This is a genomic window from Shewanella sp. BJSY2023SW001, from assembly GCF_047314685.1.
In the GTDB taxonomy this organism is placed as follows: domain Bacteria; phylum Pseudomonadota; class Gammaproteobacteria; order Enterobacterales; family Shewanellaceae; genus Shewanella; species Shewanella indica.
In genome coordinates this window covers 76,888-99,832 of the sequence record NZ_JBKORF010000057.1, presented here as the reverse complement: position 1 = coordinate 99,832, position 22,945 = coordinate 76,888, and the positions used below count along the sequence as shown (strand labels likewise).

Sequence of the window (22,945 nt, the reverse complement as noted above, 5' to 3'; positions counted from 1 at the left end):
AACCTCAGTCGGCTCCTTCCAGCAGTTCCAAAGTGATCTCCTCATAGGCCAGTACCCGGCCACCCCAGGCTTCGGCGAAAGCCTGCGCCGCTTCCTTGGTTGAAAATGGTGCAACCGCCGGCCCCATCACTCCCTTCTTGCTGGTGCCATAAACATACCAAGCAGTGGTAGCATCGATAAAGGCGTTGTCATCCGGCTGTTCCCAGTCGGTAGTACCCATATCATGGACAAACATAGCCTTGATTCTGCGCTGGTTTTCCGGTTGCAACGCAAAGCTGAACATGTCACGGCTGGAGCAGAACTTGGGCACAGCATCACTGTCTTTGAGCATAAGTTGCCCCTTGGGTCCAGGGTATTTGGTGATCATCATGCCGCACATATGGCACTTGTCATGCTGTTCCAGATGCTGGGCGTGAGTTTCCTGATTGTGGCTCTGCGCCGGAGAGCATCCGGACAGCCCCATTAACAGGATGGGAATAGCGATAGCCAAAAGTGTCTTTTTCATCTTTCTCTCCAATCAACAGATTCAACACCTCGCCGGGGCCTTGCAGGGACAACCCATTGGGCGAGGGTTGAAAAAATCATTCGAGTCGGCTGCGGGCGTTGGCAATGGCATATTGCAACGCCTCACGGTCCAACTGCTCATTGCTACTGTCGAGCAGCAGTTGCCAATGGCCTATAGCCTCGGCATATCTTTGGTTAAGGAAGGCATCATTGGCCAGCAACAGCCGGGTGCCAGGATCGGCGTTATCCAGCGCCAGGGCCTGTTCGACCCAATCCTGGGATTCCGGCAGCCACTGGCGTTGATCTCGGTAATAGGCGGCTTCGGCCAACTGCCCCAGTAAGGCGGCACTCTTGCCCTGAAGTTGCAACTGCTGCTTCAAGGTAGCTACCGCATCCAGATACATGCCGCCGCGCACATAGGCCTGCGCCAGCTGTTGCATCAGGCTGGTGTCTTGTGGCGCCTCGGCACTGGCGCGCCGAAGCCGGACAATTTCGGCAGCCAACAGATAATCTATGCTGTCGTCGGCCTCGGCCAACTGCCAATCGTTATAACGGCCGGTATAGGAGTAAGTCCCAAGACTCAAACCTATGATCAGCAGCGGCAACAGACTCCAGTGCCATAGAGCCGGTACGCCCCTGTCTCCGCGGCAGGTTTGCCACTGATAAAGGGCAAACAGGCTCATAAATGCCAGACTCAGCAGGGCCAGTCCCAACCAAAGCGGGTTAGCCATAACGCCTCCTGTCAACCGTGGCCAGGCATTGGATACTTGCTGTCTTTACCCGGCTGCTCGACCTTGACCAGCTCGACTTCAAACACCAGAGTGGCCTGCGGCGGGATCACCCCGGGAGCCTGCTCGCCATAGGCCAGCTTGGCAGGGATCACAAAACGGAACTTGGAGCCTTCGGGCATGAGTCTCAGGCCCTCTTCCCAGCCGGGGATCACTGTCATCAGCGCAAAACGACCGGCGGCCTTGTTGGTACTGCTGTCCTCAAATACTGTGCCGTCGATAAGCTTGCCGACATAGTTGACCGTCACCACATCTTCAGGATTAGGCTTCTTGCCCTTACCCATGCTCAGCACTTCGTACTGCAAGCCACTGTCGGTGACCTTAACGCCGGACTTTTTCTTGTTCTCGGCCAGGAAAGCTTCGCCGGCCTTGAGGTTATCCTCAGCCAGTTTATCGAAGCGGGCCTCTCTTTCTTCATTGAGTACGATGGCGCGTTGATTCAGTAGATCCAGGATCTGTTCATCTGTCAGTTGCTGCTTGTCTTTAAGCGCATCGGTAAAGCCGGTAACCAGCAGCTCCATATTGACTTCGGCGCCCAGCTCCAACTGTTGATAAACCTGGCCCGATATATAGTTGCCTACAGAGGCACCCAGAGCGTAGGAGGTCTTGTCTGTCTCCGTCTTCAAGTCTGCCGCCAGTGCGGGCAGGCTCAGACAAAGAGAGAGGGAAATAGTAGTAGCAAGTTTTTGTAATTTCATGGTTTTCATCCTGCAATTTCTAAATTTAATGCCCAAATAATCTATTCTCAAGGACGCTCAATCGGTCGTCCCGAGATGCGCCAGCCATAGATACCATCCGGCATCTGTCTGACATCGGTATAACCCAGTTTCATCACCTCTCTGGCGGCCACGTTGCTGGCAGTACAGAGGCGGTTGGCACAGTAAAACACCATGGTGGTGTCCTTGTTTTCCGGCAACAAGGTCTTCCAGTTATTGACGTTGAAGTAGATGGCACCGGGAATGAAGCCATCACCCCATATCTCCAGGGTGTTGACGTCATAGAAGATCACCCCGGGCTGGCTGAGCAGCATCTCGGCCTCACGCATGGAGATCTGGTTGAGTATCTCTTCGTGGTAGGGAGCCGGAACCAGATCTCCGCCACCGCCTGCCAGCACCGCCGGTGCCGCAACCATAAATGCCAGCGGCAGCAGGGACTGTTTCAGCGCCTGTTTCAATGAGAGTCGAACTCGCATCTTTATCCTCCATTAAAGGCTCCGGACGAGCGCCCGGAGCCTGAGTTGCCAAATTACAGCGAGGCTGTCTTGGTGCCTTTGCCGTCAGCAATGGCTTCAGCCTGAGTCACATAAGTGACCGCTGCATCCATACGCTTGCGGGCATAACGGGGGGCGTGAACACCCCAGGAACCGTCTTTACGAATAAACTCGACTATGTCGCGAGCCTTGTCGGTCAACAGCAGTACCTGAGTCTTGTCTTCGATAGACAGTTTGTTCTTGGCGACCTTGCGATCGACACGCTTGAGCGCATCTTCCACTTTCGCCAGGCTGTCTTTGACAGGTGTCTGCCACTTCATGACCTTGCCGTAGATCTCTTTCTGATCCTTGAAGTGCAGGCCCTTGCTCAGCTCGGACTGGAACTGGCTGTGACAACCCTTACGCTCAACCACGTCGTGGTCAGAGATAGAGGTACGGGCACAGGTCCACATCAGGTCAAGATAGCCATGGCCATTCTCATCCTGAGCCACAGTCCAGCCTTTGGTGGTGGACTTACGAGGTTGACCTTCAGGAGGATTCAGAGTCTTGCGATCGGGGCTGACATCAATCTTCCACAGGTGAGACTTACGCACTGCGTCGAAGCCGGCCATATCCGGGTATTGAATCGCGGTGAAGTTTTCACAGCTACCCATGTTCGGCATGTGACAGCTGGTACAGCTGTTCTTGGCGTGAGTGCCGGTGTTGGCAGCCATTTCGGCCTGAACCTGGTGACAGTCAACACAGTCTTTCTTGATTGCTGGCTTGGTGTAACCGGATTTCCAGTCGTTACCTGTTACTTCATGTGGATCGTGACAGGTAGAACAACGCATGCCCTTGTCATAGTGAGAAGACATGAACATCTGTGAACCTTCGGTACCACAAGATGGGCAAGAAGACTTCATCTTGACGTTGAAGGCATATTCCAGCTTTTCCTTGCCTTGCTCGGTTTCGGCCAGTTCGTCAATATAGTTGAAACGCTGGTGACAACGTTCACAGTTGGAAGGCATACCGCCGCCGTTACCACCGTCCAGGTGACCACCCGCGCCGTGACACTCTTCACAAGCGATACCGCGGCTGATGGTGTGTTCCTGCAGTTTCTTGGGATCGCCAAGGGCATCCAGGTATTCCTGCTTGTTCTTGAAGTCAAACTTGAAGCTATGACACACTTCGCAGTAGGAGCTGGCAGGCTGGAACAGGAACTCTTTCTTATACTTGGCACCGTAGGAGGTCATACCCCACTGGTGAGAACCACTGGCGCCGAAGTCTTCCATCTTGGTTGGGAAGTCAGGAATAACCTTCTGAATCTTCTTGGCCATTTCCGGGGTCAACCATTCGGCCCAACCACGGGAGAATTGGTTACCACCGGCAACCATGGTACCTGTACCATCTTTCAGCAGACCGCCTTCAATGTGGTAGGAACCACGCACCAGGAAGCTATCGATATAGCCATACTTGGTTCTTGGAGTACCTACAGTGGCGTAAATAGCATCCGGAGTAATGCCGTCCGGCAATATGGAAGCATCAGAACCATACAGCTTTTTCTTCAGATCATTGTCCACTTCCGGATGCTCACCGGGGAAACGTATGGTCTGGGCGTGACGGGAACGCTGCCACTTCTCATACTGCACCGCATGACACTCACCACACTTCTCAGGGCCAACAAACTTATTGGGAAAGTCAAGAATAGACTTGGCAGCCAAACGATATTGCACCGCAGAAGGGCGTCCCACCCGTTTGCTGTACTTCTGGCTGTTACCTTGGTCCATGTATTCTTCACCGCGGTCACTGACCTTATACATACCAATGAGGCGGCCTTCTTCCTGATACTTGAACACAGGGTGATTCTGGAACAGGTAATCGAACAGCTCTTTCTCCTGAACGATATAATCCTGCAGTGTTTTGACGCCGTTTACCTTTTCCATGCCGTTGGGATTGGCGATCACTTTTTGTGCCGACTCTCCCATCTGCTTATTGCCGTGACCTGGTTTATCTGCCGCGAGCGCACCAGCCCCGCTGACGGCAGTTAAACAAAACAACATACTGAGTGTTGTCCTTTGTTGCCATCGTCTCATCATATACTCCTGAATTTGTCGTCGGTTATTTCACAAACGAACTTGTTATTGCCGGCTTGACCGGTCACGACTCATTCTTCATATGTGCAAGGACAAAAATCTGCGCCAGAGCACAGCCCGCCCCCGCTTGAGAACTCAAGAAAGCAACACCTTACATTTATCTTTTAAAACAATAGCTTTAATCTTTAACAACAGAACTATTCAGTTCTTTTTTTGAGCGTTTTATTTCTCAAAAAACCTCAAAACCCCGGCTGAAAATTGAAAAATGCCGCGCCGGCAAACATAGGCTGATAAAGGCGCGACAGATCACAGAGCCAAAGGGGTAATAACCCTAGTCTCAGTGCCATAGATCCATTCCCGGGGCTTCCCGGCAAAACAAAAGAGAGCGGCCATGTTTTCCATCACCATGTTGCCCGAACTGGGACACTTCCTGCTGATCCTGAGCGGCAGTTGTGCCTTATTTGGCGCCTTGCTTGCGCTGCTCAAATATCGCATTCCTCGGTTCGAATGGCCGCTGCGACCGCTGTTGCTGGGGCAAGCGCTTGGGCTGACCGGCGCCGTACTCATGCTGGCACTGGCGTTTATCCTCAACGACTTCTCTGTGGCTTATGTGGCCAACAATTCCAACTCGGCCCTGCCGCTGTTTTATAAAGTGGCCGCAGTTTGGGGCAGCCATGAAGGGTCTTTGCTGTTTTGGATGACAGTAATGGCACTATGGGCCTGGCTGGGACTACAGAGGCGCTCGCAAGATCACAACTATCTGTTGATGCTGCACGGCAGTTGTTCAGCGATTCTCAGCGGCTTTATCTTCTTTATGTTGCTGTACGCCAACCCCTTTGCCCGTCTACTACCGGAAGTGCCGATAGAGGGACGCGATCTCAGCCCCATGCTGCAGGACATAGGCCTTATCCTGCACCCGCCGCTGCTGTTTCTCGGTTATGCAGGCCTTGGGATCTGTTTTTGTATTGCGCTGGCATTGCTTGTCAGCCAAAAGTTCAGCGCCGCCCGCCTTGGCAGGCTCAAGCGCCATCTGCTGCTGACCTGGGTGTTTCTCACCGCAGGTAATGCCCTGGGCTCCTGGTGGGCCTATAACGAATTGGGGTGGGGCGGATGGTGGTTCTGGGATCCTGTGGAAAATGCCGCCTTTATTCCCTGGCTGGTGACCACTGGCGCGCTACACTGCTTGCTGATCAAAAACCACAACCCCTTGGCCCAGCTCTCGGCCCTGGCGCTGGTGCTGCTGGGCTTCAGTCTGTGTCTGCTGGGTACCTTTATTGTTCGCTCCGGCATTATTCAGTCTGTACATGCGTTTGCTGCCGATCCGGAGCGAGGAGTCATCATACTCCTGTTACTGCTACTTTATGGTGGCGCCGGATTCACCCTATTTGGCCTCAGATGTCGCCATCACTGGCAGCCGGGCAAGCTGGCACCACTTGGCCGGGACGGTCAGCTGTTGCTCGGTAGCCTGATCCTGCTGACCATGGCGCTGACTACCTTGCTGGGCACCCTTTACCCACTTTTCTATCAGGCAATTGGCCTGGGAAGTCTGTCAGTAGGGGCGCCCTACTTTAATACCCTGTTTGTGCCCATGCTGGCGCTGCTGCTCTTGCCCATGGCGATAAGCACCCTGCCGTATATGGCGCCGAGGCGCCTGGGGCTACTGGCGCTGGTCACTGTAATTGCGACCGCACTGGCGCTGTTTTTTAAAGGCAGGCTCGACCCTTGGTTACTGGCAGGCGGTGCGATGAGCCTCTTTCTACTCTGCACTCTGCTGCTTTATCTGTTGCCGCTGGGCCAGATTGCCGGCAAACGCCGCAGTATTCCCATGCTGCTGGCTCACACCGGCCTTCTTATCAGCATCATGGGCGCGACCGGAGTCAGTTGTTTCGAGCAGCACTCTCTGCTGCGTATGGGGCCGGGCCAAGGCAGCATTCTGGGTGACTACACCTTTATCTATGAGCAAACCCGCTTGCTGGACAAACCTGCCTACAGAGGTGAACAGGCCGTGATTCGGGTAGAGCACAATGAGCAACTGCTTACTTACCTTTATCCGGAACGCCAGGAATTCAACTCCAACGGCATGTCACTGTCCCAGGCTGCTATCCACCGTGGGGCCTTTGGTGATCTCTATGTCTCCATGGGCACCCAACTGAGCGATGAAGAATTTTTGGTGCGCCTCAGCATCAAACCATTGGTGAGTTGGATCTGGCTCGGTGGTGCCTTGATGGCCATTGGTGGCCTACTGGCCCTCGGAAACCGACGTCAACGCCGGCCGCAAACCGATTTATTAACCGCCTCAGGGAGACTTCAACATGATTAAGCTAATGCTACTTGGATTATGGCTCAGCTTTGCTTGCGCCGAAGCCCAGGCGACCGACATGGATATAGCCCGTCTCAGCATAGATATTTCCAAAGAACTGCGCTGCCCCATGGCCACCAACCAAAACCTGTTTGAGTCGGAAACCGCCATTGCCAGTGAGCTCAAAGCACAGATCTACTTGATGCTGCAGCAGGGCAAGAGCCGGGAGCAGATCCTCGACTTTATGGTAGAACGCTATGGCGAGCAGATCCGTTATCAACCCTCGCTGAACGCAGGCACAGCACTGCTATGGCTGGGACCTGTCATCTTGTTACTGGTATTGCCCGGCATGCTGCTGTTTTTCGGCCGCAGCAACAATCCATCCCCACACGATCAGGAGAATCCATCTTGAGATCTTACTTGCTTCTATGTCTCGCCCTGTTGCTGCCGCTATCGGCCCAAGGGGGCATAATGCAGCACAAGGCTTATCACACAGGGGAACCTGTACCAAACAAGCCTATGATTATGCGTGAATTTGTTGAAATGCAGCACGCCAGAAAGGTGGCCAAGGTGACCTTTGCCGATCTACAGGGTAACCCCAAGACCTTGGCTGAATACCAAGGACGTATGGTGCTGCTGAATCTTTGGGCCAGCTGGTGTCCACCCTGTCTGCGTGAGATGCCGGCGCTGGCCAAGCTACGCAGCAAACTGCAGGGCAGCAGTATCCAAATAGTGCCGCTGTCGATAGATGAAGATCCGGCTGCTGTGGCACCTTTTCTGGCCAAGCATGAACTCAAGTTGGATGACAGCTGGATAGACAGCAAAAAAGAGATAGAGAAGATCATGCCGGCCAATGTGGTTCCGGCGACTTATGTTTTTGATCCCAATGGGAACTTAGTCGGCTTTATCCGCGGCTATCTGGACTGGGACGACCCGGATATCGCCGACTATCTGTTGCGCTTTGCCGCCAAGTATCAAACGCTGGCCCAAAGCAAAGCGAAACAGTAAATAGTGCAACCGTCCCGGAGCATCTCCCCAAGTCACTCCGGGCAACTCTTTGGCAAAGAACCATGTGACTTCTCCGCCCACACTTTTTGCCCGCTTTCCCGTCACGCACGCCTCTTTTGTCGGGAAAGCCTTTTTCTCAGAAACGATCGAAACTCACCTCTACCGGAACCCCCTCAATCGCCAAAGGCAGATTTTGATGCAAAGCAAGCGTAATCTTGAGTGCCGGTTTGTCCCCGTCAAAAGGACCGGACAGCTGCTTGGGCACCTTGCCCACTAACTGGGTCGGCTCTTTGATTTCGGCGCGGATTAGGGTGCCATTGGGCAATTTGACACTGGCCTGCTGCCCCTGAGCAACATAGTCAAGATACTCAGGCGCCAGATAACATACCACCACAGGCTGTGCCCGCCCCGATAACCAAAGCATAGGCTGCTGCTCGGCTATGGCTTCCCCCCGCTGCACCAAAACATCGGCTACCCGGCCGGCAAACGGCGCCTGCAAGGTCAATTGCTGACGTTTGGCTTGCAGCTCCGCCAGCTTTAACAACAGGCTGTTGCGGCTCTGGGCTATTACACCAGCCTCCCGTTCTTGTTGTTGCAACTGCCTTTGCTGCAACAACTCGGCCCGGGCCTGTTCCAGCGCCATTCTGGCACTGGTATGGGCTTGCATCACTGCCGCCATATCTGCAGTGGGAACCACCCCTTGCTTACGGAATGACTCAAACTGCGACAGTAGTTCATCCTGACGCTTTACTCCCTGTTCAGCCACCAATATCCGCTGTTCAAGTTGCCCCAAAATAGCCTGATCCTGTGCCTGCGATGGCGGTGTCAGCTCGGCCAACTGGCGCTGTAACTCGTCAATGCTGGCGTCCAGACCGGCATCGGCTATGCGCCCGAGCGCCTGACCCGGCTCCACCTGAGAACCAGGCCGCACTGAAAGCTCCAATAATCTGCCCTTCTGCATAGCCCGCATCTCCAGCGGCTCTGAGGTCAAGATTCCCGGCGCCAGCACAAACAGGCTCGGACGCAGCAACACCCAAAGCAACAGGACCACTGGGGCAATAACCAGTAATAGCAACAGATACCAACGCCATTTCATTCCGCCCCGTTTCGCCGGGGCGTAGTCCACCTTCAAACCTTGATCTCGTGTAGGTTGTTGCGCCTTGGCGGCCGCTTGGTAAGTCACTTTCACTAAAATTTTCTCCCTCGTTTCAGCACCCACCAAGGAGCCATGGAACTCTCTTCATGTGAACGTCTAACTGCTTCATTAATCAGGGCAAATAAGCTGACACTACGCATAAACAAGGCATAGAAGGGATAAAGGGGCAACCAGAGCAGCAACCTTAAATCCTGCCGCGGCCGCTCGGAAATCGCCAACAACACCAACAAATAGAAAAACAACAAAAAAGACAAATAGGCCAAATAGATAGTCAGCGTAATTATTGTCAAAAACTGCCAGGGATACGCCAGCGCTATCCCGAAACTGTAAAGCAGGATGACAAAAGGCATCAGCACATTTTGCATAACACCGTAAATCAGCGTAAAAGCGAAAGTAGCGCCCCCCAGAAGCCTTGGAGAAAAAGCCGGCCAGTGCTTGCGAAAGTAGAGAAACAAAAGGTCGCCATCCCAACGCAACCTTTGCCAGACAAGCGTCTTGAGATCCATGGGGGCATCGGTATGCCCAATAGCCAGCGTAGCAAAGGGAATGCGCCAATTGGGGTGACGGCCAAAGTACTGTTTTAATCTCAACGTTAGATCCAGATCCTCGGCGGTATGGGTATCCCAGCCGCCAATTTTGACCAGCACATCACGACGAAAGGCGCCGAAAGCCCCAGAGATATTATTTAGCAGATTCCAGTGCCCAAGGCCCGTCTTCCCCCCCTGCATGGAGATCAAGTATTCAATCGCCTGCATCCGGGTCCACAGCGAATCATTGACATTGCGTACCCGCAAAGCACCGCCGACGGCAGGCACATTGGGATCGGCGAACAGCGGCACGATTTGAGAAACCATATCATTGTCGAAAGAGGTATCGGCATCGGCATTAATCACCAACTCACCGCTGGCTCTGGCCAGACCTGCATTTGAAGTCGAAACCCGACCGCCACGTTGCCACTTGGGCAACACGATAATCTCCCGTCCAGGGCGACGGCATTCAGCTGCGGCTGCTTTGGCAACTGCAAAAGTTTCGGCGTTTTGTACCGCGCCATCAACCACGGCAATGATCTCCATCTCCCCTGGATAGTCCTGTTCAACGAGGGTGACTATGGTTTGCCGCACCGCTTCTTTCTCGGCGTAGCAAGCAATGATGCAACTAACCTTGGGCCGATAAGCCTTTTGAACCTTGGGACGACGAAATGTTCGCCAATGCCAGCCGATGACGCCTGAAACTACGATCAACATCAATGGTATTTCATAGAGGAAAATCATCGGCACCAGCCAGAGAAACAGACTGACGTCTGTGGCAAGCTTGTGCCAAATATCCAGGCTCATAAAAGCCAGGGTATTGAACTCACTCACCGTCCAATACCTCGGCCTGCTGCAGACGACTGACCAACCAGGACTCAACTTCAGTATCAAGTTGTTGATCCGGCAGGCTGATTGCCTTAAACCTGAGTCTCAGCTCCCCTTCAGGCACACTGTCATTAAGCCGCTGCAGCTTTTGCTTCAATGCCGGTAACTGTGACTCGCCGGTGTAAGGCAATAGTAATAAGACACCTTGGTCATCATGGCTATTGCAGGCGTCCGTTACCCGCACCAGGCTCAATAATCGCTGCTTGAGCGCATCAAGTAAGACTAAGGAACGGGTTTCTCCGCTGCCGGCCAGATCTGGCGCCAACGCCTCCAGCTCCAATACCAGCAACAGATGCTCATGATCATGACGCAGCGCCAGCTGATTGTGCCATTGCAGCAACCAGAGGAAATGGGCCCGACTCATCTGTTCGCCAAGTGCGGCAAGCAGTTGTTGCTGCACGCCATGGCGCACCAGTTCTCTTCCCTGCTCCGCCAGTTCAAAGTCAGAGATGCGACGTATGGTCAGCTCGTCCGGTTGATGTCCATGACCACAGTGCAGACAAACAGCCTCGACCTTGGCCTCCAAAAACAGGCTATTACAGCTATTACAATGCTGGTTTTCTATTGGTCTGTCATAGTCGACACCTATATGCCGCAGCCGCTGCAAACAGTTGGGGCAACTGAGTCCGCTACTACGACCGAAGGCTTGCTGATTATCCACATGACCACAGTTAAAACAGTGCAAACTGGTCTGCATATCAATTTCTATGCTGCGGCACTGGGGACAGAGATCGATATAGTTGAGATGTCCTGAGTGGCACTTGCCGCATAGCCTAACTCTGTCCCTCAACTTGGTGGGTGCCAGCCAATGCCGGTTCATTAATTTATTTAATAGGGTCTGACTTTCCTTCGCTGAATCAGTCAATATCTGCAGCAGTGGATACTCATAAAGATGTGGCTTTTCCGGCGTAGCCACAGGTTGCAAACTATATTCAGGGAATAGCCACATAAAACTCAACAGCCGATAACTGACATCATCCCGGCTGGGTAATTTAATTAAGTTCTTCCTTTGCCAATAATTTTCCAACTCTTGTTTGAAGTCAGGCTGAAATAAACCATTGGCCAGATAATCAGATAAAAGGCTTGGCGTTACCACCTTGATCATGGCCATAAAAGTCGATGGCTGTTGCCTCAACAGAATAAGCGCTTGGTCCTGAATTCCTGTCGGCAGATTCAGGCAGATGGCATCATAAGCAAGCCCGGTATCCAAGAAACCAAAAACATCATTAAATTCTTCAAAATCATTGCCATATAATTCTTCACCTCTATCACCAATCCAACAAGGAATGGCCTGCGCCTCAACATGGATATCTGCTCTGGTAATAGACATATAAATCCCGACAATGATAAACCCGCCAATGATAAGAGGAAAAACCTCGGCTAAGTTCATACAATTTAATTAGACAAAAATGAAATTCAACAAATGGGGATTATATAGACAATGAAGAAAACCGCCAATATTTTGACAAAAAAACCGTAATTACCACCAAAACCACTTAAACCAACCTTTAATTGATCATATTTTATAATAACCTCACAAAACATAATAAACAGAGTTAATCAATACACCTGTTTTTATTTTCCAACGTATCAAGCTGTATCGACCAATTCAGTTTCAAAACCATCCACTTTTATATCCTGTTGTTTGCCACTGATGGGATCAATAAAGCGCAACCGACAAGCCATAAGTTTGAGGGGCTTATTGAAATTGTCTTCGCTCCTGGGTTGCAGTTCGGGGTAAAACCTGTCGTTCAGCAGTGGCATTCCAAGACTCTGCATATGCAGCCTGAGTTGGTGAGTCTTACCGGTAATTGGACTTAGACTGAACAGCCCCATATCGCCATTAACGGCGATGAGACTGATTTCCGAGTGACTGTTGGCCTCACCCTCGGCCAAACGCATGATAAAACTGGGCTCGCCCTTGATAAGGCGATTTTTCACCGTCCAGTGCAGCGGCAGGCTAAGTTCGCCAGTTGCCAATCCCGCCTGAAGCTCAGGTGTCAGCCGCGCCAGCGCCTGGTAGTCCTTGCGTATCTGGCCTTCACGGAACAGCGCATGATAGGCATGCCGGGTTTCGGGATCTGTGGACATCAGCATGACTCCGGCCGTTTCTCTGTCCAGCCTGTGCGCCGGCGCTATGGTTTCTATTCCGGTGCGGCGCCTTAACCTGTGCACCAGGCACTCGTTGACATAGTTGCCGCTGGGAGTCACAGGCAAAAAGTGCGGTTTGAACACCAGAATGCTGTGTTCGTCCTGAAACAAGATCCGCTCTTCAAAAGGGATCCGGGTTTCTTTGGGGACTTCACGGTAATAGTAGACCCTGGCGGTAGGCCGATAAGGGGTATCGGCCTGGATAGGCTCGCCATTTTGCCAGTGTACCTTGCCGGTTGCGACCCGCTCACGCCAGACATCGGCATCGATGCGGCTGAAATGGTCGATAAGAAAGGCCAATACAGTGGGCTTATCGGTCACATCCCTTGGCAAGACAACATAGGAGGGCTGTGCGGCTCTGTCTGTTTGGCTCATAACTCTTCCGGCAAAATAAAAAATGGCGACTCGGGGCCGCCATTCTACTCTATCTGCCTCAGATTATTCGAGGCGAGTACACTCAAAGCTGCTGCTGAACATGGGACTTAATCAACTTGAGCACAAAGTCCATGGTCTTGTGGCAATCAGGTTGATTCAACAACAGCTGTTTGTCCTTGTTGTATAAGGGCAAAACCTCCAACCAACGCTGGCTCACCCAGGCGGCATCATCCAGATGCACTTCTGATGAGTAGAGCCCGCGCAAATCCGGGTTGACCTCATAAAACTGCTCCAGTGCCGCGCTGATAAGGGTGAACTCGCCCCGAATAGGCTCCTCGGCCCAGTTGGGACAATCCATTACCTTTGCCAGCCAGCGGCCATCTTTTTCCTGTTTGGCGGACAGGACTTTGACCCTTTGCTTGCCTTCCAGGGTGATACTCAGCGAGTCATCTTCGAGCTGATTGAAGTCGATGAGCTCGCAGCGAGTGGCAATGGGAAAACTGGGCGGCATGGCAACGCTGTTACGCATTCCGAAAGCCAGCGGATATTTCCCCTTCAGGACATCGGCCACCATGCTCAAGGTAATGGGGTCAAGGATCCTGATCTCAAGCCGTCCACCTGGCAACAACAAGGCATCATAGGTCAGTAACGCCATTTCCTGTGTATGCATAGCAACCTCCTTCCCCTCGGGGAGTGAGCAACCGAAAGCGAACCTGAGGTTCAACATTCGTTTTAAAGTCTAGCAGTTGCTGAAATTTCATCCATTGGCAATTTAGGCTAGTCCTTAGGTCTGCTAATGAGTTAGACAGGCGTTGAGTGGATTTTGTTGCAAGCGTATTTATAGAAGCTCCAGCCTTTGGGCTATTTTACCGCCGAGAAATACCTCGGCAAATTCATCAGCCAATCTGTTACTCATATCGGCGGCGCGGCGCCAATATTGAATTCGACTGGCACTATCCAAGGTTTCAAAGTCCTTGCGATCTGGAATTTTGCCATAGGGTAACGAAGCGACAAACTCCTCTGTGGGTGCCAACACCAAAGCATTGTGATAACGGCGCTTGGCCCGGCGCCAAGGCAAGGATTTATCGAACCATCCCGGCGCCATATGGGGATAAAAATGCGGATACAGGGTCAACCCCGGCGCCCGTGACAGCGGCAGGTCGAAGTGGTAATCGGTGATGCCGCCATCATAGAAGTGCCCGTTGGTCACGCCGCTTATTTCCGTCACCGGTGACAGCAGCAACGGAATAGAACCTGTGGCCAGCAACACGGCTTCGATATTGTCACTACTGAGCAAGGCGCTGTCTCCCGGGAGATCCTTCAGCTGAGCGAAGGGGGAACCCTCAATGGCAGAGGCGAATACCAGACGCTCAAAGTGCCACCCCAAGGTGCGGCGACTGACAAGGTTGGTCATGGCGGTAGCACCCAGGCCTGCCGCCAGTGCCAGCTTGCTGCCGGCGCGGTTCAAGTGACGGGCGCGGCATACCACTATGTGACTGCGAATATGCGGCTGTTTGAGGATCTCTTCGGCGCCGCTGGTGCCTAAAATCCCGCTGACTATACCGCGGACCTGGCGGCTGACCTCTTCCCGACTCGGACGGGTTTCATAGCGCTGGCCTATGTAGAGCTGTTCCAGCCTTTGATAAGCCGCCAGCGGATCTGCCTGAGCCAGACAGGCCAAACGCCAGGCGCCAGATGAAGCACCAATAGTGTAGAGCGGAGTCTGCCTCTGTTTGAAAAACTCACCAAACAGGTATTTATCTAGCCCGGCAATCCCCAGCCATTTGGGACCACCGGATGCCGCCAATAGTTGAGTAAAATGCTCAGGCTTTAAGCCCTGTTCCATCAATGTCTGATGGGCGTCTGTACCGGCAAGAAATCGCAAGTTAGCCAAAAAGTCACTCCCTGAGCCGCAAAAGTCACAGGCAAGATACCGCAGCCTTGCACGGCAGCCAAGTTTGACTCAGTATTTCCCCTCCTCCCGACGGCTCCGAAAACGGCCGGGATAGCCCTTGTTTAAATGTCCAAGAAAATGTTCTAAAGACAGATTTGAAAGTAGAGATAGTCATAAATAGGCTGTTAACTCAAAAACCACTGTATAAATAAAAGCAAAACAGCCAATTAACCCCCAAATAAACCCAATATCAGCAGATATCGCCAAAATAGGCAGCTCCCCAAACAACCAAGTTCAGGGAAAGATTTTCTCGAAAAAAACCAAATGTTTCTAGAACGCTGCGCTCTGAGTTATCACTTTTACGTCTAAATGCATCAATTGTAACAATGCTACTATCCGCGCAATAAAAATGCAGTTTTGAATCATTCAAGAGGTCGTATGCGCTTAGCTCTTATTTCACTGGCAGTGGCGAGTCAACTGACTGTTCCTGCCGTCTTTGCTGCCGAAGAGCAGCCCAGTATCGAAACCATCTCCGTCATAGGTTCACGTATCGCCCTGCGGACCGCCACCGACAGCGTGGCACCGGTCGATATCATTACGGCCGAACAACTTGAAGCCACTGGCATGACGGAAACCGCCAAGGCGCTGCAGTTTGCCGCACCTAGCTACAGCTTCCCCTTCTCCTCGGTCACCGATGGCTCAGATGCGGTGCGTCCCGCCAGTCTGCGCGGCCTGTCACCGGACCATACCCTGGTGCTGGTTAACGGCAAACGCCGTCATGGCTCGGCACTGGTCCACCTCTCAGGGACTGTGGGCAAGGGCTCGTCCAACGTCGACCTGAACGCCATCCCTATGACGGCCATCAAACGCATCGAAATTCTTCGTGATGGCGCTTCGGCCCAATATGGCTCTGACGCCATAGCCGGGGTGATCAACGTAGTGCTCAAAGACAACAGTGAAGGTGGCATGGTATCGGCCCAAGCCGGTCAAACCTATCAGGGTGATGGCGAGCAGTGGCGTGTCGGCCTCAACCACGGCCTCAGCATAGGTGACACTGGCTTTGTGAATCTGTCGCTGGAAGCGCATCACAAGAACAGCACCAATCGCGCCGGTTTGGATCCGCGTCAGCAATATCCATTGCTGGCCGATGGCAGCCCGGATCCCCGCGAACAAACCGTTAACCGCAAGAATCACCATGTGGGTGACGCCGAATATGACAACCTGGGGTTGTTTCTCAATGCCGCTCAGGAGTTTGCCAATGACAGCAAACTGTACGCCTTCGGTGGCTTGAGCCAGCGCGAGACCCGCTCAGGCGCCTTCTTCCGCCGTCCACTGGATAGCCGCAATGTTGCCGAAATCTATCCCGATGGTTTCCTGCCGCAGATAACCCCCAAGATCACAGATCAGTCGCTGCTGCTGGGTTATGAATTTAACCTGGGCGAGTGGCAGTTGGATGCCTCGGCCGGATACGGCAAGAACCGCTTTAAGTACCGGGTCGAGAACACACTCAACGCCTCTTTGGGCCCCGGCAGCCAAACCGAATTCAACGCAGGTACCCTGTCCACCGAAGAGTGGAACCTGACTCTGGATGCCTCACGTTACTTCGACTTTTACAATGACTCAGAGCTCCTGGTCGCTATGGGCACAGCCTGGCGCCAGAACGCTTATCAGGTGGAAGCCGGAGAGCAAGCCTCTTATATCAATGGCGGTTATCAGAACAAGGCCGGTGGCAGCCAAGGCTTCGGCGGCTTTACCCCAGAATCGGCGGTAGATGAGGATAGAGACAACATAGGTGTCTATCTCGAGGTGGAAAACCAACTGACCGACGACTTCTACTGGGCCGCCGCGGTGCGCTATGAAGACTATTCCGACTTTGGTGACAACACCAGTTGGAAGCTGGCAGCCAGATACGATCTGACCGACAACCTGGCACTCAGAGCCACTGCCAACACCGGCTTTCGTGCCCCCAGCGTGCAGCAGTTGTACTTCACCAATATCTCGACCCTGTTCAACCCGGATCCCGTGACAGGCCAGCTGGTACCGACCGAATCGGGCACCTTCAACAACCTGTCTTCCGTGACCCAGGCGCTGCAGGTAGGCAAGCTGCAACCCGAGTTGTCAGAGTCCTTCAGCCTGGGACTGGTGTACACCAATGATTCCGGTCTGGCGGTGACTCTGGATGCCTATCAGATCAGCATAGATGACAGAATCGTGCTCTCCAGCTCACTGACACCGGCCGACTCCCAGGTGGTGGCAGATGCACTGGCCGGTACCAACGCCGAGTCGGCACGCTTCTTTATCAATGCCGTCGATAGCCGCACCCGAGGTGTGGATCTGGTGGTGACCCAGGACTTTGATCTCGGCAGCTACGGCGATCTGCGCGCCAGCCTGGCCTATGCTTATAACGACACGGAAATCCGCGATATTCATCTGCCAAACCTTCTGGATGGCCTGGAAGACCAGCTGTTTGACCGTATAGAGCAGACCCGGATGACCAAGGCCAATCCGAAGAACACAGGTAACCTGGGGCTGACCCACAGCCTGGGCGACTTCAAGACCAATCTGCGCCTGAGTTACTTTGGCCCCTACACCATAGGTTATTCCCGTGAAGACGTGGAGTACGACGGTAAGTTCACCGTGGATCTGTCGCTGACCTATGCGGCCACAGATAGCCTGAGCTTCACCGCCGGGGTGCAGAACCTGTTCGATACCTATCCGGAAAAACGTCCGGACGACAACAACTTCAACGGGATCTTCGTCTACCCCTTGACCAACACACCTTTTGGTTTCAACGGCGGTTACTACTTCCTCGAAGCCAGATACAGCTACTGATTTACCGGGAAACACATTTGCAGGGAAACATATTTGCAGGGAAACATGGGGGCCGGCGATATCGCCGGCCTTTGTGCTTTTTGGCGCTGATGCCGCTGATATCGGCCGCTTGGCGGCTCAAGCGTCTGTCAGGCGCCTGCTGATTCTCAAAGAGATCAAACTTCCAGCAGGAATGCTATTATACTGAGCCAACTCCTTTCCCCAGAAGATACAAAATGATAGTGGATACTCTGGCCAACCGTGGCCATTACCGAGCGCTGGGCCCACGTATTCAGGCGGCCCTGGATTATCTGGCCGCAACAGACTTCAGCCAACTGGCCCCCGGCAGCTATGAACTGGATGGTAAAAAGCTGTTTGCCATAGTCAACGATTACCACACCAAGCCCAGAGAGACTGAGCCATTCGAGGTACATAGACGCTATCTGGACGTGCAGTATGTGGTCAGTGGTGAAGAGGAGTTTGGCTACCTGCCGCTGGGAGCCCAAACGCCCAGTCGCCCCTATCATGAGACGCACGACTATGCCGAGTTTGATTATCAATCCAACCGCCAAGCCGCGGCATTTATCCCTTTGAAGGCCGGCATGTTTGCCATTTTCTTCCCCGGAGACATGCATATGCCGGGTACGCTGGCCAAGGCCGTTGCTGTCCGCAAGGTAGTCGTAAAAGTACTGTTGGATTAAAAGAGCACTTGCAGTAAAACGCCCGCGATTGCGGGCGTTTTGGGGTCAGTGGTTTATTTATCGTCTTGGGGTGTGGGCTTGCAAAGCATCTCCTCGGCGCCATAACCCCAGGTCACCCTGGCCTCGCCCTGATGCTCCCAGAAGCTGTAGTCACCGCCCTGATACTTGGCGCCGCTACCGCTTGGCACACTGAACATCAAAATGCTTCTGTCACCGCGCTCGGCAATCATGGTTGCCGGCTCTGTCTCGAAGAAAGTAGTCACCAACTCATTGGCCGGGTTGCCGTCACAGGCAAAGAATACCGGGCCGCTAAACTCCACCAAGTGATAACGGGCCTGCAGTTCCACTATCCGCCTTTGATATGAATCCTTGGTACATTGCAGCTTGTCTTCACTCTTCCAACATTCGTTGCGGCCCTTGATCCAGCCGCGCTGCTCGGCCTTGAGCAGGGGTGGCTGTTCATTGACCGCCTTGTCACTGGCCTTGGCATAAACTTCGGCCAGCTGCTGATCCAGCTTGGCAAGCTCGGGTTCCTGACAAATAAGCATCTCTATGCTGGAGGCCCGCTCGCCCAAGGCGTTGCAATCAAATGTCGGCAGTTCCCGCTCCGCCCCCTGGGGCGAGGTTGAGCCATCACCTGTAGCCAATGCGGCGGCAACATCCTGGCTGTTATCCAGTGCCTGCTGCCCGCAGCCACTGAGCGTCGCCGCGGCGACCAACGCCAGTACAAGCCCTGCCTGTGAAACTGTCCCCAAACTCATTTTTGCTCCTTAATCTTCTCGCTAGATCTACTCGCGGCTGCCAAAGCCTTTGCGCAAACTAATCCTAGTCTAAAACCCGTCGCCTGTCCGCTGGCTGAATTAAATGTCAGATCAATAAGTTGGCTACTAAGCCTTATCGACAAAATCCTGCAATGCCTGCAGGTTGGCTATTTTCAGCAAGGCACCCTGTTTTATGACCAGGCCCTTGTCGATAAGCTCTTTTACCGCCCTGCGATAGACCCGGCCTGAGGTGCCGAATCGCTCCGCTTCCTGATCCGGGCTGCCACAGGAACCCAGCATCACCTCTTCGTGTTGACGCCTGAGCAGATCGAAAGCGATGTTGTAGCTGATGGGGTGCAAGAGCCTATTGGTGTAGATGTCCAGCGAGTCCTGATAATCCCAGGCCAGGGCACTGGCAAAAAAGAGGGTAAATTCGGGTTGTTGCAGCAGCATCTGCCTGACTTTCTTCAGGCATAACCGGCGGATTTCCATCGGCTCTTCGGCCACCACACTCCACTGACAACTGGTGGCGGTAAAGAACTCCATCTCACCGAAAAGGTGCCAGTCGCAATCCAGCTCCCCCAATTGAAACCTGCGGCCATTGACGGCGCAGATATTCATCGACACCCGGCCTTCGGGCACCAGGCACATATGGGTCAACTCCCGCCCCTGAGACAAGAGATCTTCACCAGCCTGCAGCAATTGGTTCTGGACGCAGCACTCGAGCATGGCGTCGCAAAACGCCTGGTGAGACTGCTTTAGATGCGCACTGAAACGCCCGGTGCTGTATGGTTGCAGCTGCATAACAACAAGCTCCCGTAAAGATGATGGCTCATGCTAGCCCATCAGCCTTACGGGCACAAACTTCAACAACAGAGCGCCTCCAGCGCCGCCAAAGACGCTAGCTTCTCCCCCTGCATCATGGCGCTATCGGCGTCGACATACTGGTTGATGCCCTGTTGTACATCTTCACCATACAAGACCACATTATTGAGCACCGCAGCCACTTCCAGGCCTCTCAGGCGGCCAAGCGTCAGCAGCGCGGCTGTTTCCATGTCGGCCCCCAAGACTCCGAGTCGATGCCAATGACGGCAAATCTCCAGCTCATCATCCCGGTAAAAACTGTCGTGTGAGCGCACTATGCCGGAGTGGAAGCGGCAATCGCGGCGCTGCAAATAGGCCGCCATGGCATTGATAAGCTGCCGACTCGCCAGCGCCGGGTAACCGGGCGGTGCATAACAAGCTGAGCCACCGTCATCGCGCACTGCGGCTTCGGCCAGAATCAACTCGCCCAAGGCTATCTGCGGCTGCAGCGCGCCGGCGGAGCCGACCCGAATAACACGGCGGGCGCCACACTGATACAACTCTTCCAGGGCGATAATCGCCGATGGTGCGCCTATGCCTGTGCTGCAAACAGTGACAGCCACGCCTTGGTAAAATCCGCCCATGCTGCGAAACTCGCGGTTCTCTGCCAGCAACCGGCCATCGTCCAACAGCGCGGCAATCCGATTGACCCTTTGTGGCTCACCGCAAAGGATCACCCGCTCACTCACCTGCGCCGGAGACAGACAGATATGCGGCTGTTTATCGGCGCTCATCAGCAAGCCTCCGCCGGACGGCTGCCATTGTCTTTGGCGGTACGCATCCACTGACGGGTGCCGTTGGCGGCAATAAACAGCAGAATGATGTATTCAATCGACAGGGCATAAACCCCCTGGGCGGCATAAATGCCGACACTGACCACATTGATAAGTACCCAGAGGATCCAGTTCTCGACATATTTTCGGGTCATCAGAATTTGCGCCACCACAGACAGCACTGTCATTACTGAGTCCCAAAAAGGGAAAGCATCCGGCTCCAGCACTGGCTGGGCCAGCTCGGCACCAAACAGGTTGAGCGTATCGACACTGACCTGGGCAAAGAGAGCAAATACCGGATCGATATAGACAGTCATCAGGCCGATGCCCAGCACTGAGACCGCCGCGGTAAAGGCCAGTTTTTGCTTCGACAGCCAACGCACCTTGAGGGTGTCGCCGGTTTGCTGATCCGGCCGGGTCCAGGCATACCAGCCATAGAGGTTGGCGCAGAAGAAAAACAGCTGCAGCAGCAAGATGCCGTAGAGCTGTATTTGATAAAAAATAATCGCAAACAGAGTGACATTAACCAACCCAAACAGATAATTAATCGTTTTTTCCTGGCTGGCAAACCAGATACAGAGCAAACCAAATACTGTGCCCACGGCTTCAATCCATGACATGGCATAGCCACTGCCAATGGGAATGTTCACCAGAGTATTGTTGATATCAAACCAAGCGGCAATATCCATCATCTATTCCTTGCATTAATTGTGTTTTTGGCCAATGTAAGCAGATGGCAAAGCTCAAGTTAAGGACATTTGTCCACCTTGGCTGATTTAAGTCACAGCACACAATTGTTTGATCTCTTCAGCACGACGTCCATGCCGGTCACAGAGGTTCACAATAGAGTTTTTCCACTTTTGGGATTCGCTTTTTTCGATTCGGCAACATTGGGCGCTATGTAACATTTTGGTTAACTCACTCAAGTCAGATGTGACTCAGTTCACTTTCCCCTGTTAGTTATCCCGCCATTATTCGGACATACCTTGGAAGCACTTACCCAGCTATGAAAGATATAAAACGACTGGACTATGAATTAATGCAGGTGCTTATCGCCATAGATGAGCATAGAAATTGCCAAAATGCGGCCCATGCCTTGAGGATAAGCAATTCTGCTATGAGCAGGTACCTCAAGCAGCTAAGAGAAATTTTTGATGACACCCTGTACATCCGCCGTGCCAGTGGTTTTATTCCCACCCATAAAGCAAGTCAATTACTGCCCATGATTAGGGAGTTGTGTCAGCGCTATCAGGAGTTGGAAAATCAGTTCACCGAGTATCAACCGGCCAAGTCACGGGAGCACTTTGTTATTTCCGTTTACGATGACTTCAGTCCGATTATTCACAAAATACTCAATAATAAGGTACGTCCTTTCGCTCCTGACATGAGTTTTGATATTCGAATTCTTTCCCACGAATACACCACAGAACTGGAAAACGGCAATATAGATATTGCCGTGATGTCAGAAAGTTATACCGGCGCCCATTTACAGGGCAATCTATTTGCCGAAGTGAAAAACCTGTATTTATTGGGCAGCCGTAAACATCCTTTCTTGCAGGATAATGTGCAGGTGACTTTGGAAGACCTGTTCAAATACCCTTATTATGAGATGGATAATTTCTGCGACTTACCCGAGCCTTTAATTGTCTCGGCAGCCAGACGGCGCAACCAGGATTGTGTCATTGCCGGCTCTACCGGGAGTCTGGCCAGCCTCGCCTGTGTACTGCTGGATATGCCTTACTACTCCATATCCTGCAATCTATTTACCACAGATTATATCGCCAGCTTTCCCAATCTTATTTATAGAAAACTGCCTCTCGAAATAAGTGAGACGCTGCTAAGCGAAATAAACACCAACAGAGATATAGGCCATTATGTCGTGGCCAGTGATCTAAATAAATCACAGGCCAGAGACTGGCTTAAGGAGGTATTGATCAGAGAGCTGAAAAGCGAATGGAATAGGGGAAGGTGCAAATAAGTCCTAGTGGCACTCTGGCTTACACAGCAATTGGCGTTCAAGGCATCTGACTGAAGGCATGCCGGGGCCTGTCAAAGTCGGATAACGCAGAAAGCCGATTGCTGTGAAAGCCCCGAAGGGCGTGGCTTACGGACCTGCCTGCTGTGTTGTGTTTCTTGCAAAGGACTAGGGCCATTTGCTGCGAA

At 52.9% G+C, this 22,945-nt stretch carries 21 protein-coding genes; 6 read left to right on the top strand and 15 right to left on the bottom strand.

What is annotated here, in order from left to right; all coding sequences use genetic code 11:
- Positions 1–4: 4 nt before the first annotated feature.
- The 5 genes from ACMHXH_RS13810 to ACMHXH_RS13790 all read right to left on the bottom strand — a co-directional run bounded on the left by ACMHXH_RS13810 (position 5) and on the right by ACMHXH_RS13790 (position 4,574).
- Positions 5–505, bottom strand: coding sequence for a nitrous oxide reductase accessory protein NosL (locus tag ACMHXH_RS13810; protein ID WP_039036059.1), 501 nt, complete (start codon positions 503–505; stop codon positions 5–7).
- A gap of 76 nt (positions 506–581) precedes the next feature.
- A complete protein-coding gene (locus ACMHXH_RS13805; RefSeq protein ID WP_039036058.1) occupies positions 582–1,235 on the bottom strand; it encodes a tetratricopeptide repeat protein in 654 nt (217 codons plus the stop codon).
- 11 nt (positions 1,236–1,246) lie between these two features.
- Positions 1,247–1,999, bottom strand: coding sequence for an FKBP-type peptidyl-prolyl cis-trans isomerase (locus ACMHXH_RS13800; protein WP_039036057.1), 753 nt, complete (start codon positions 1,997–1,999; stop codon positions 1,247–1,249).
- A 38-nt stretch (positions 2,000–2,037) separates the two neighbouring features.
- Positions 2,038–2,424, bottom strand: a complete 387-nt coding sequence (locus ACMHXH_RS13795; protein WP_226684573.1) for a rhodanese-like domain-containing protein — start codon at positions 2,422–2,424, stop codon at positions 2,038–2,040.
- A gap of 113 nt (positions 2,425–2,537) precedes the next feature.
- Positions 2,538–4,574, bottom strand: coding sequence for a cytochrome c (locus ACMHXH_RS13790; protein WP_039036055.1), 2,037 nt, complete (start codon positions 4,572–4,574; stop codon positions 2,538–2,540).
- Between the two features lie 391 nt (positions 4,575–4,965).
- On the opposite strand from ACMHXH_RS13790, the gene ACMHXH_RS13785 reads away from it, so the two are divergent.
- Genes ACMHXH_RS13785 through ACMHXH_RS13775 form a run of 3 tightly spaced genes read left to right on the top strand, consistent with a single transcriptional unit; the run spans position 4,966 to position 7,881 of the window.
- The gene (locus ACMHXH_RS13785; RefSeq protein WP_052248295.1) at positions 4,966–6,894 is read left to right on the top strand and encodes a heme lyase CcmF/NrfE family subunit; all 1,929 of its coding nucleotides are present in this window, start codon (positions 4,966–4,968) and stop codon (positions 6,892–6,894) included.
- Complete coding sequence (locus ACMHXH_RS13780; RefSeq protein WP_071475497.1) at positions 6,887–7,285, top strand: cytochrome c-type biogenesis protein CcmH; 399 nt, start codon at positions 6,887–6,889, stop codon at positions 7,283–7,285. The genes ACMHXH_RS13785 and ACMHXH_RS13780 overlap by 8 nt, the downstream gene beginning before the upstream one ends.
- Positions 7,282–7,881, top strand: coding sequence for a TlpA family protein disulfide reductase (locus ACMHXH_RS13775; RefSeq protein ID WP_039036054.1), 600 nt, complete (start codon positions 7,282–7,284; stop codon positions 7,879–7,881). Before ACMHXH_RS13780 ends, ACMHXH_RS13775 begins: the two co-directional genes overlap by 4 nt.
- A 136-nt stretch (positions 7,882–8,017) precedes the next feature.
- On the opposite strand, the gene ACMHXH_RS13770 is transcribed toward ACMHXH_RS13775, so the two are convergent.
- From ACMHXH_RS13770 to ACMHXH_RS13745, 6 genes are all read right to left on the bottom strand, one after another.
- Positions 8,018–9,070: an HlyD family secretion protein gene (locus ACMHXH_RS13770; protein WP_071475498.1), complete on the bottom strand. Its 1,053-nt coding sequence runs from the start codon at positions 9,068–9,070 to the stop codon at positions 8,018–8,020.
- Entirely contained in the window at positions 9,070–10,398 is a 1,329-nt protein-coding gene (locus ACMHXH_RS13765; RefSeq protein ID WP_071475499.1) for a glycosyltransferase family 2 protein, read from the bottom strand. Before ACMHXH_RS13765 ends, ACMHXH_RS13770 begins: the two co-directional genes overlap by 1 nt.
- A complete protein-coding gene (locus ACMHXH_RS13760) occupies positions 10,391–11,782 on the bottom strand; it encodes a hypothetical protein (protein ID WP_335912382.1) in 1,392 nt (463 codons plus the stop codon). The genes ACMHXH_RS13765 and ACMHXH_RS13760 overlap by 8 nt, the downstream gene beginning before the upstream one ends.
- A 260-nt stretch (positions 11,783–12,042) precedes the next feature.
- Positions 12,043–12,978, bottom strand: a complete 936-nt coding sequence (locus ACMHXH_RS13755; RefSeq protein WP_071475501.1) for a pseudouridine synthase — start codon at positions 12,976–12,978, stop codon at positions 12,043–12,045.
- Positions 12,979–13,060: 82 nt separating this feature from the next.
- Positions 13,061–13,648 carry an LON peptidase substrate-binding domain-containing protein gene (locus tag ACMHXH_RS13750; protein WP_100143023.1) on the bottom strand — a complete coding sequence of 196 codons (588 nt, stop codon included), beginning with the start codon at positions 13,646–13,648 and terminating at the stop codon, positions 13,061–13,063.
- A 168-nt stretch (positions 13,649–13,816) separates the two neighbouring features.
- Positions 13,817–14,872 carry an alpha/beta hydrolase gene (locus tag ACMHXH_RS13745; RefSeq protein ID WP_335912381.1) on the bottom strand — a complete coding sequence of 352 codons (1,056 nt, stop codon included), beginning with the start codon at positions 14,870–14,872 and terminating at the stop codon, positions 13,817–13,819.
- Positions 14,873–15,310: 438 nt separating this feature from the next.
- On the opposite strand from ACMHXH_RS13745, the gene ACMHXH_RS13740 reads away from it, so the two are divergent.
- Positions 15,311–17,704 carry a TonB-dependent receptor plug domain-containing protein gene (locus ACMHXH_RS13740; RefSeq protein ID WP_039034805.1) on the top strand — a complete coding sequence of 798 codons (2,394 nt, stop codon included), beginning with the start codon at positions 15,311–15,313 and terminating at the stop codon, positions 17,702–17,704.
- A 215-nt stretch (positions 17,705–17,919) separates the two neighbouring features.
- The gene (locus tag ACMHXH_RS13735; protein ID WP_162207079.1) at positions 17,920–18,384 is read left to right on the top strand and encodes a YhcH/YjgK/YiaL family protein; all 465 of its coding nucleotides are present in this window, start codon (positions 17,920–17,922) and stop codon (positions 18,382–18,384) included.
- Between the two features lie 53 nt (positions 18,385–18,437).
- On the opposite strand, the gene ACMHXH_RS13730 is transcribed toward ACMHXH_RS13735, so the two are convergent.
- The 4 genes from ACMHXH_RS13730 to pnuC form a co-directional block, all read right to left on the bottom strand.
- Entirely contained in the window at positions 18,438–19,145 is a 708-nt protein-coding gene (locus ACMHXH_RS13730; protein ID WP_144360891.1) for an MliC family protein, read from the bottom strand.
- 126 nt (positions 19,146–19,271) lie between these two features.
- The gene (locus tag ACMHXH_RS13725; RefSeq protein ID WP_071475505.1) at positions 19,272–19,949 is read right to left on the bottom strand and encodes a Crp/Fnr family transcriptional regulator; all 678 of its coding nucleotides are present in this window, start codon (positions 19,947–19,949) and stop codon (positions 19,272–19,274) included.
- Between the two features lie 62 nt (positions 19,950–20,011).
- The gene (locus tag ACMHXH_RS13720) at positions 20,012–20,743 is read right to left on the bottom strand and encodes a nucleoside phosphorylase (protein ID WP_071475506.1); all 732 of its coding nucleotides are present in this window, start codon (positions 20,741–20,743) and stop codon (positions 20,012–20,014) included.
- Positions 20,743–21,471, bottom strand: a complete 729-nt coding sequence (gene pnuC, locus ACMHXH_RS13715; protein ID WP_039034809.1) for a nicotinamide riboside transporter PnuC — start codon at positions 21,469–21,471, stop codon at positions 20,743–20,745. The genes ACMHXH_RS13720 and pnuC overlap by 1 nt, the downstream gene beginning before the upstream one ends.
- Positions 21,472–21,788: 317 nt before the next feature.
- Here pnuC and ACMHXH_RS13710 point away from each other — a divergent pair, with 317 nt between their 5' ends.
- Positions 21,789–22,760 carry a LysR family transcriptional regulator gene (locus ACMHXH_RS13710; RefSeq protein ID WP_082014307.1) on the top strand — a complete coding sequence of 324 codons (972 nt, stop codon included), beginning with the start codon at positions 21,789–21,791 and terminating at the stop codon, positions 22,758–22,760.
- The last annotated feature ends 185 nt before the right edge of the window (positions 22,761–22,945 follow it).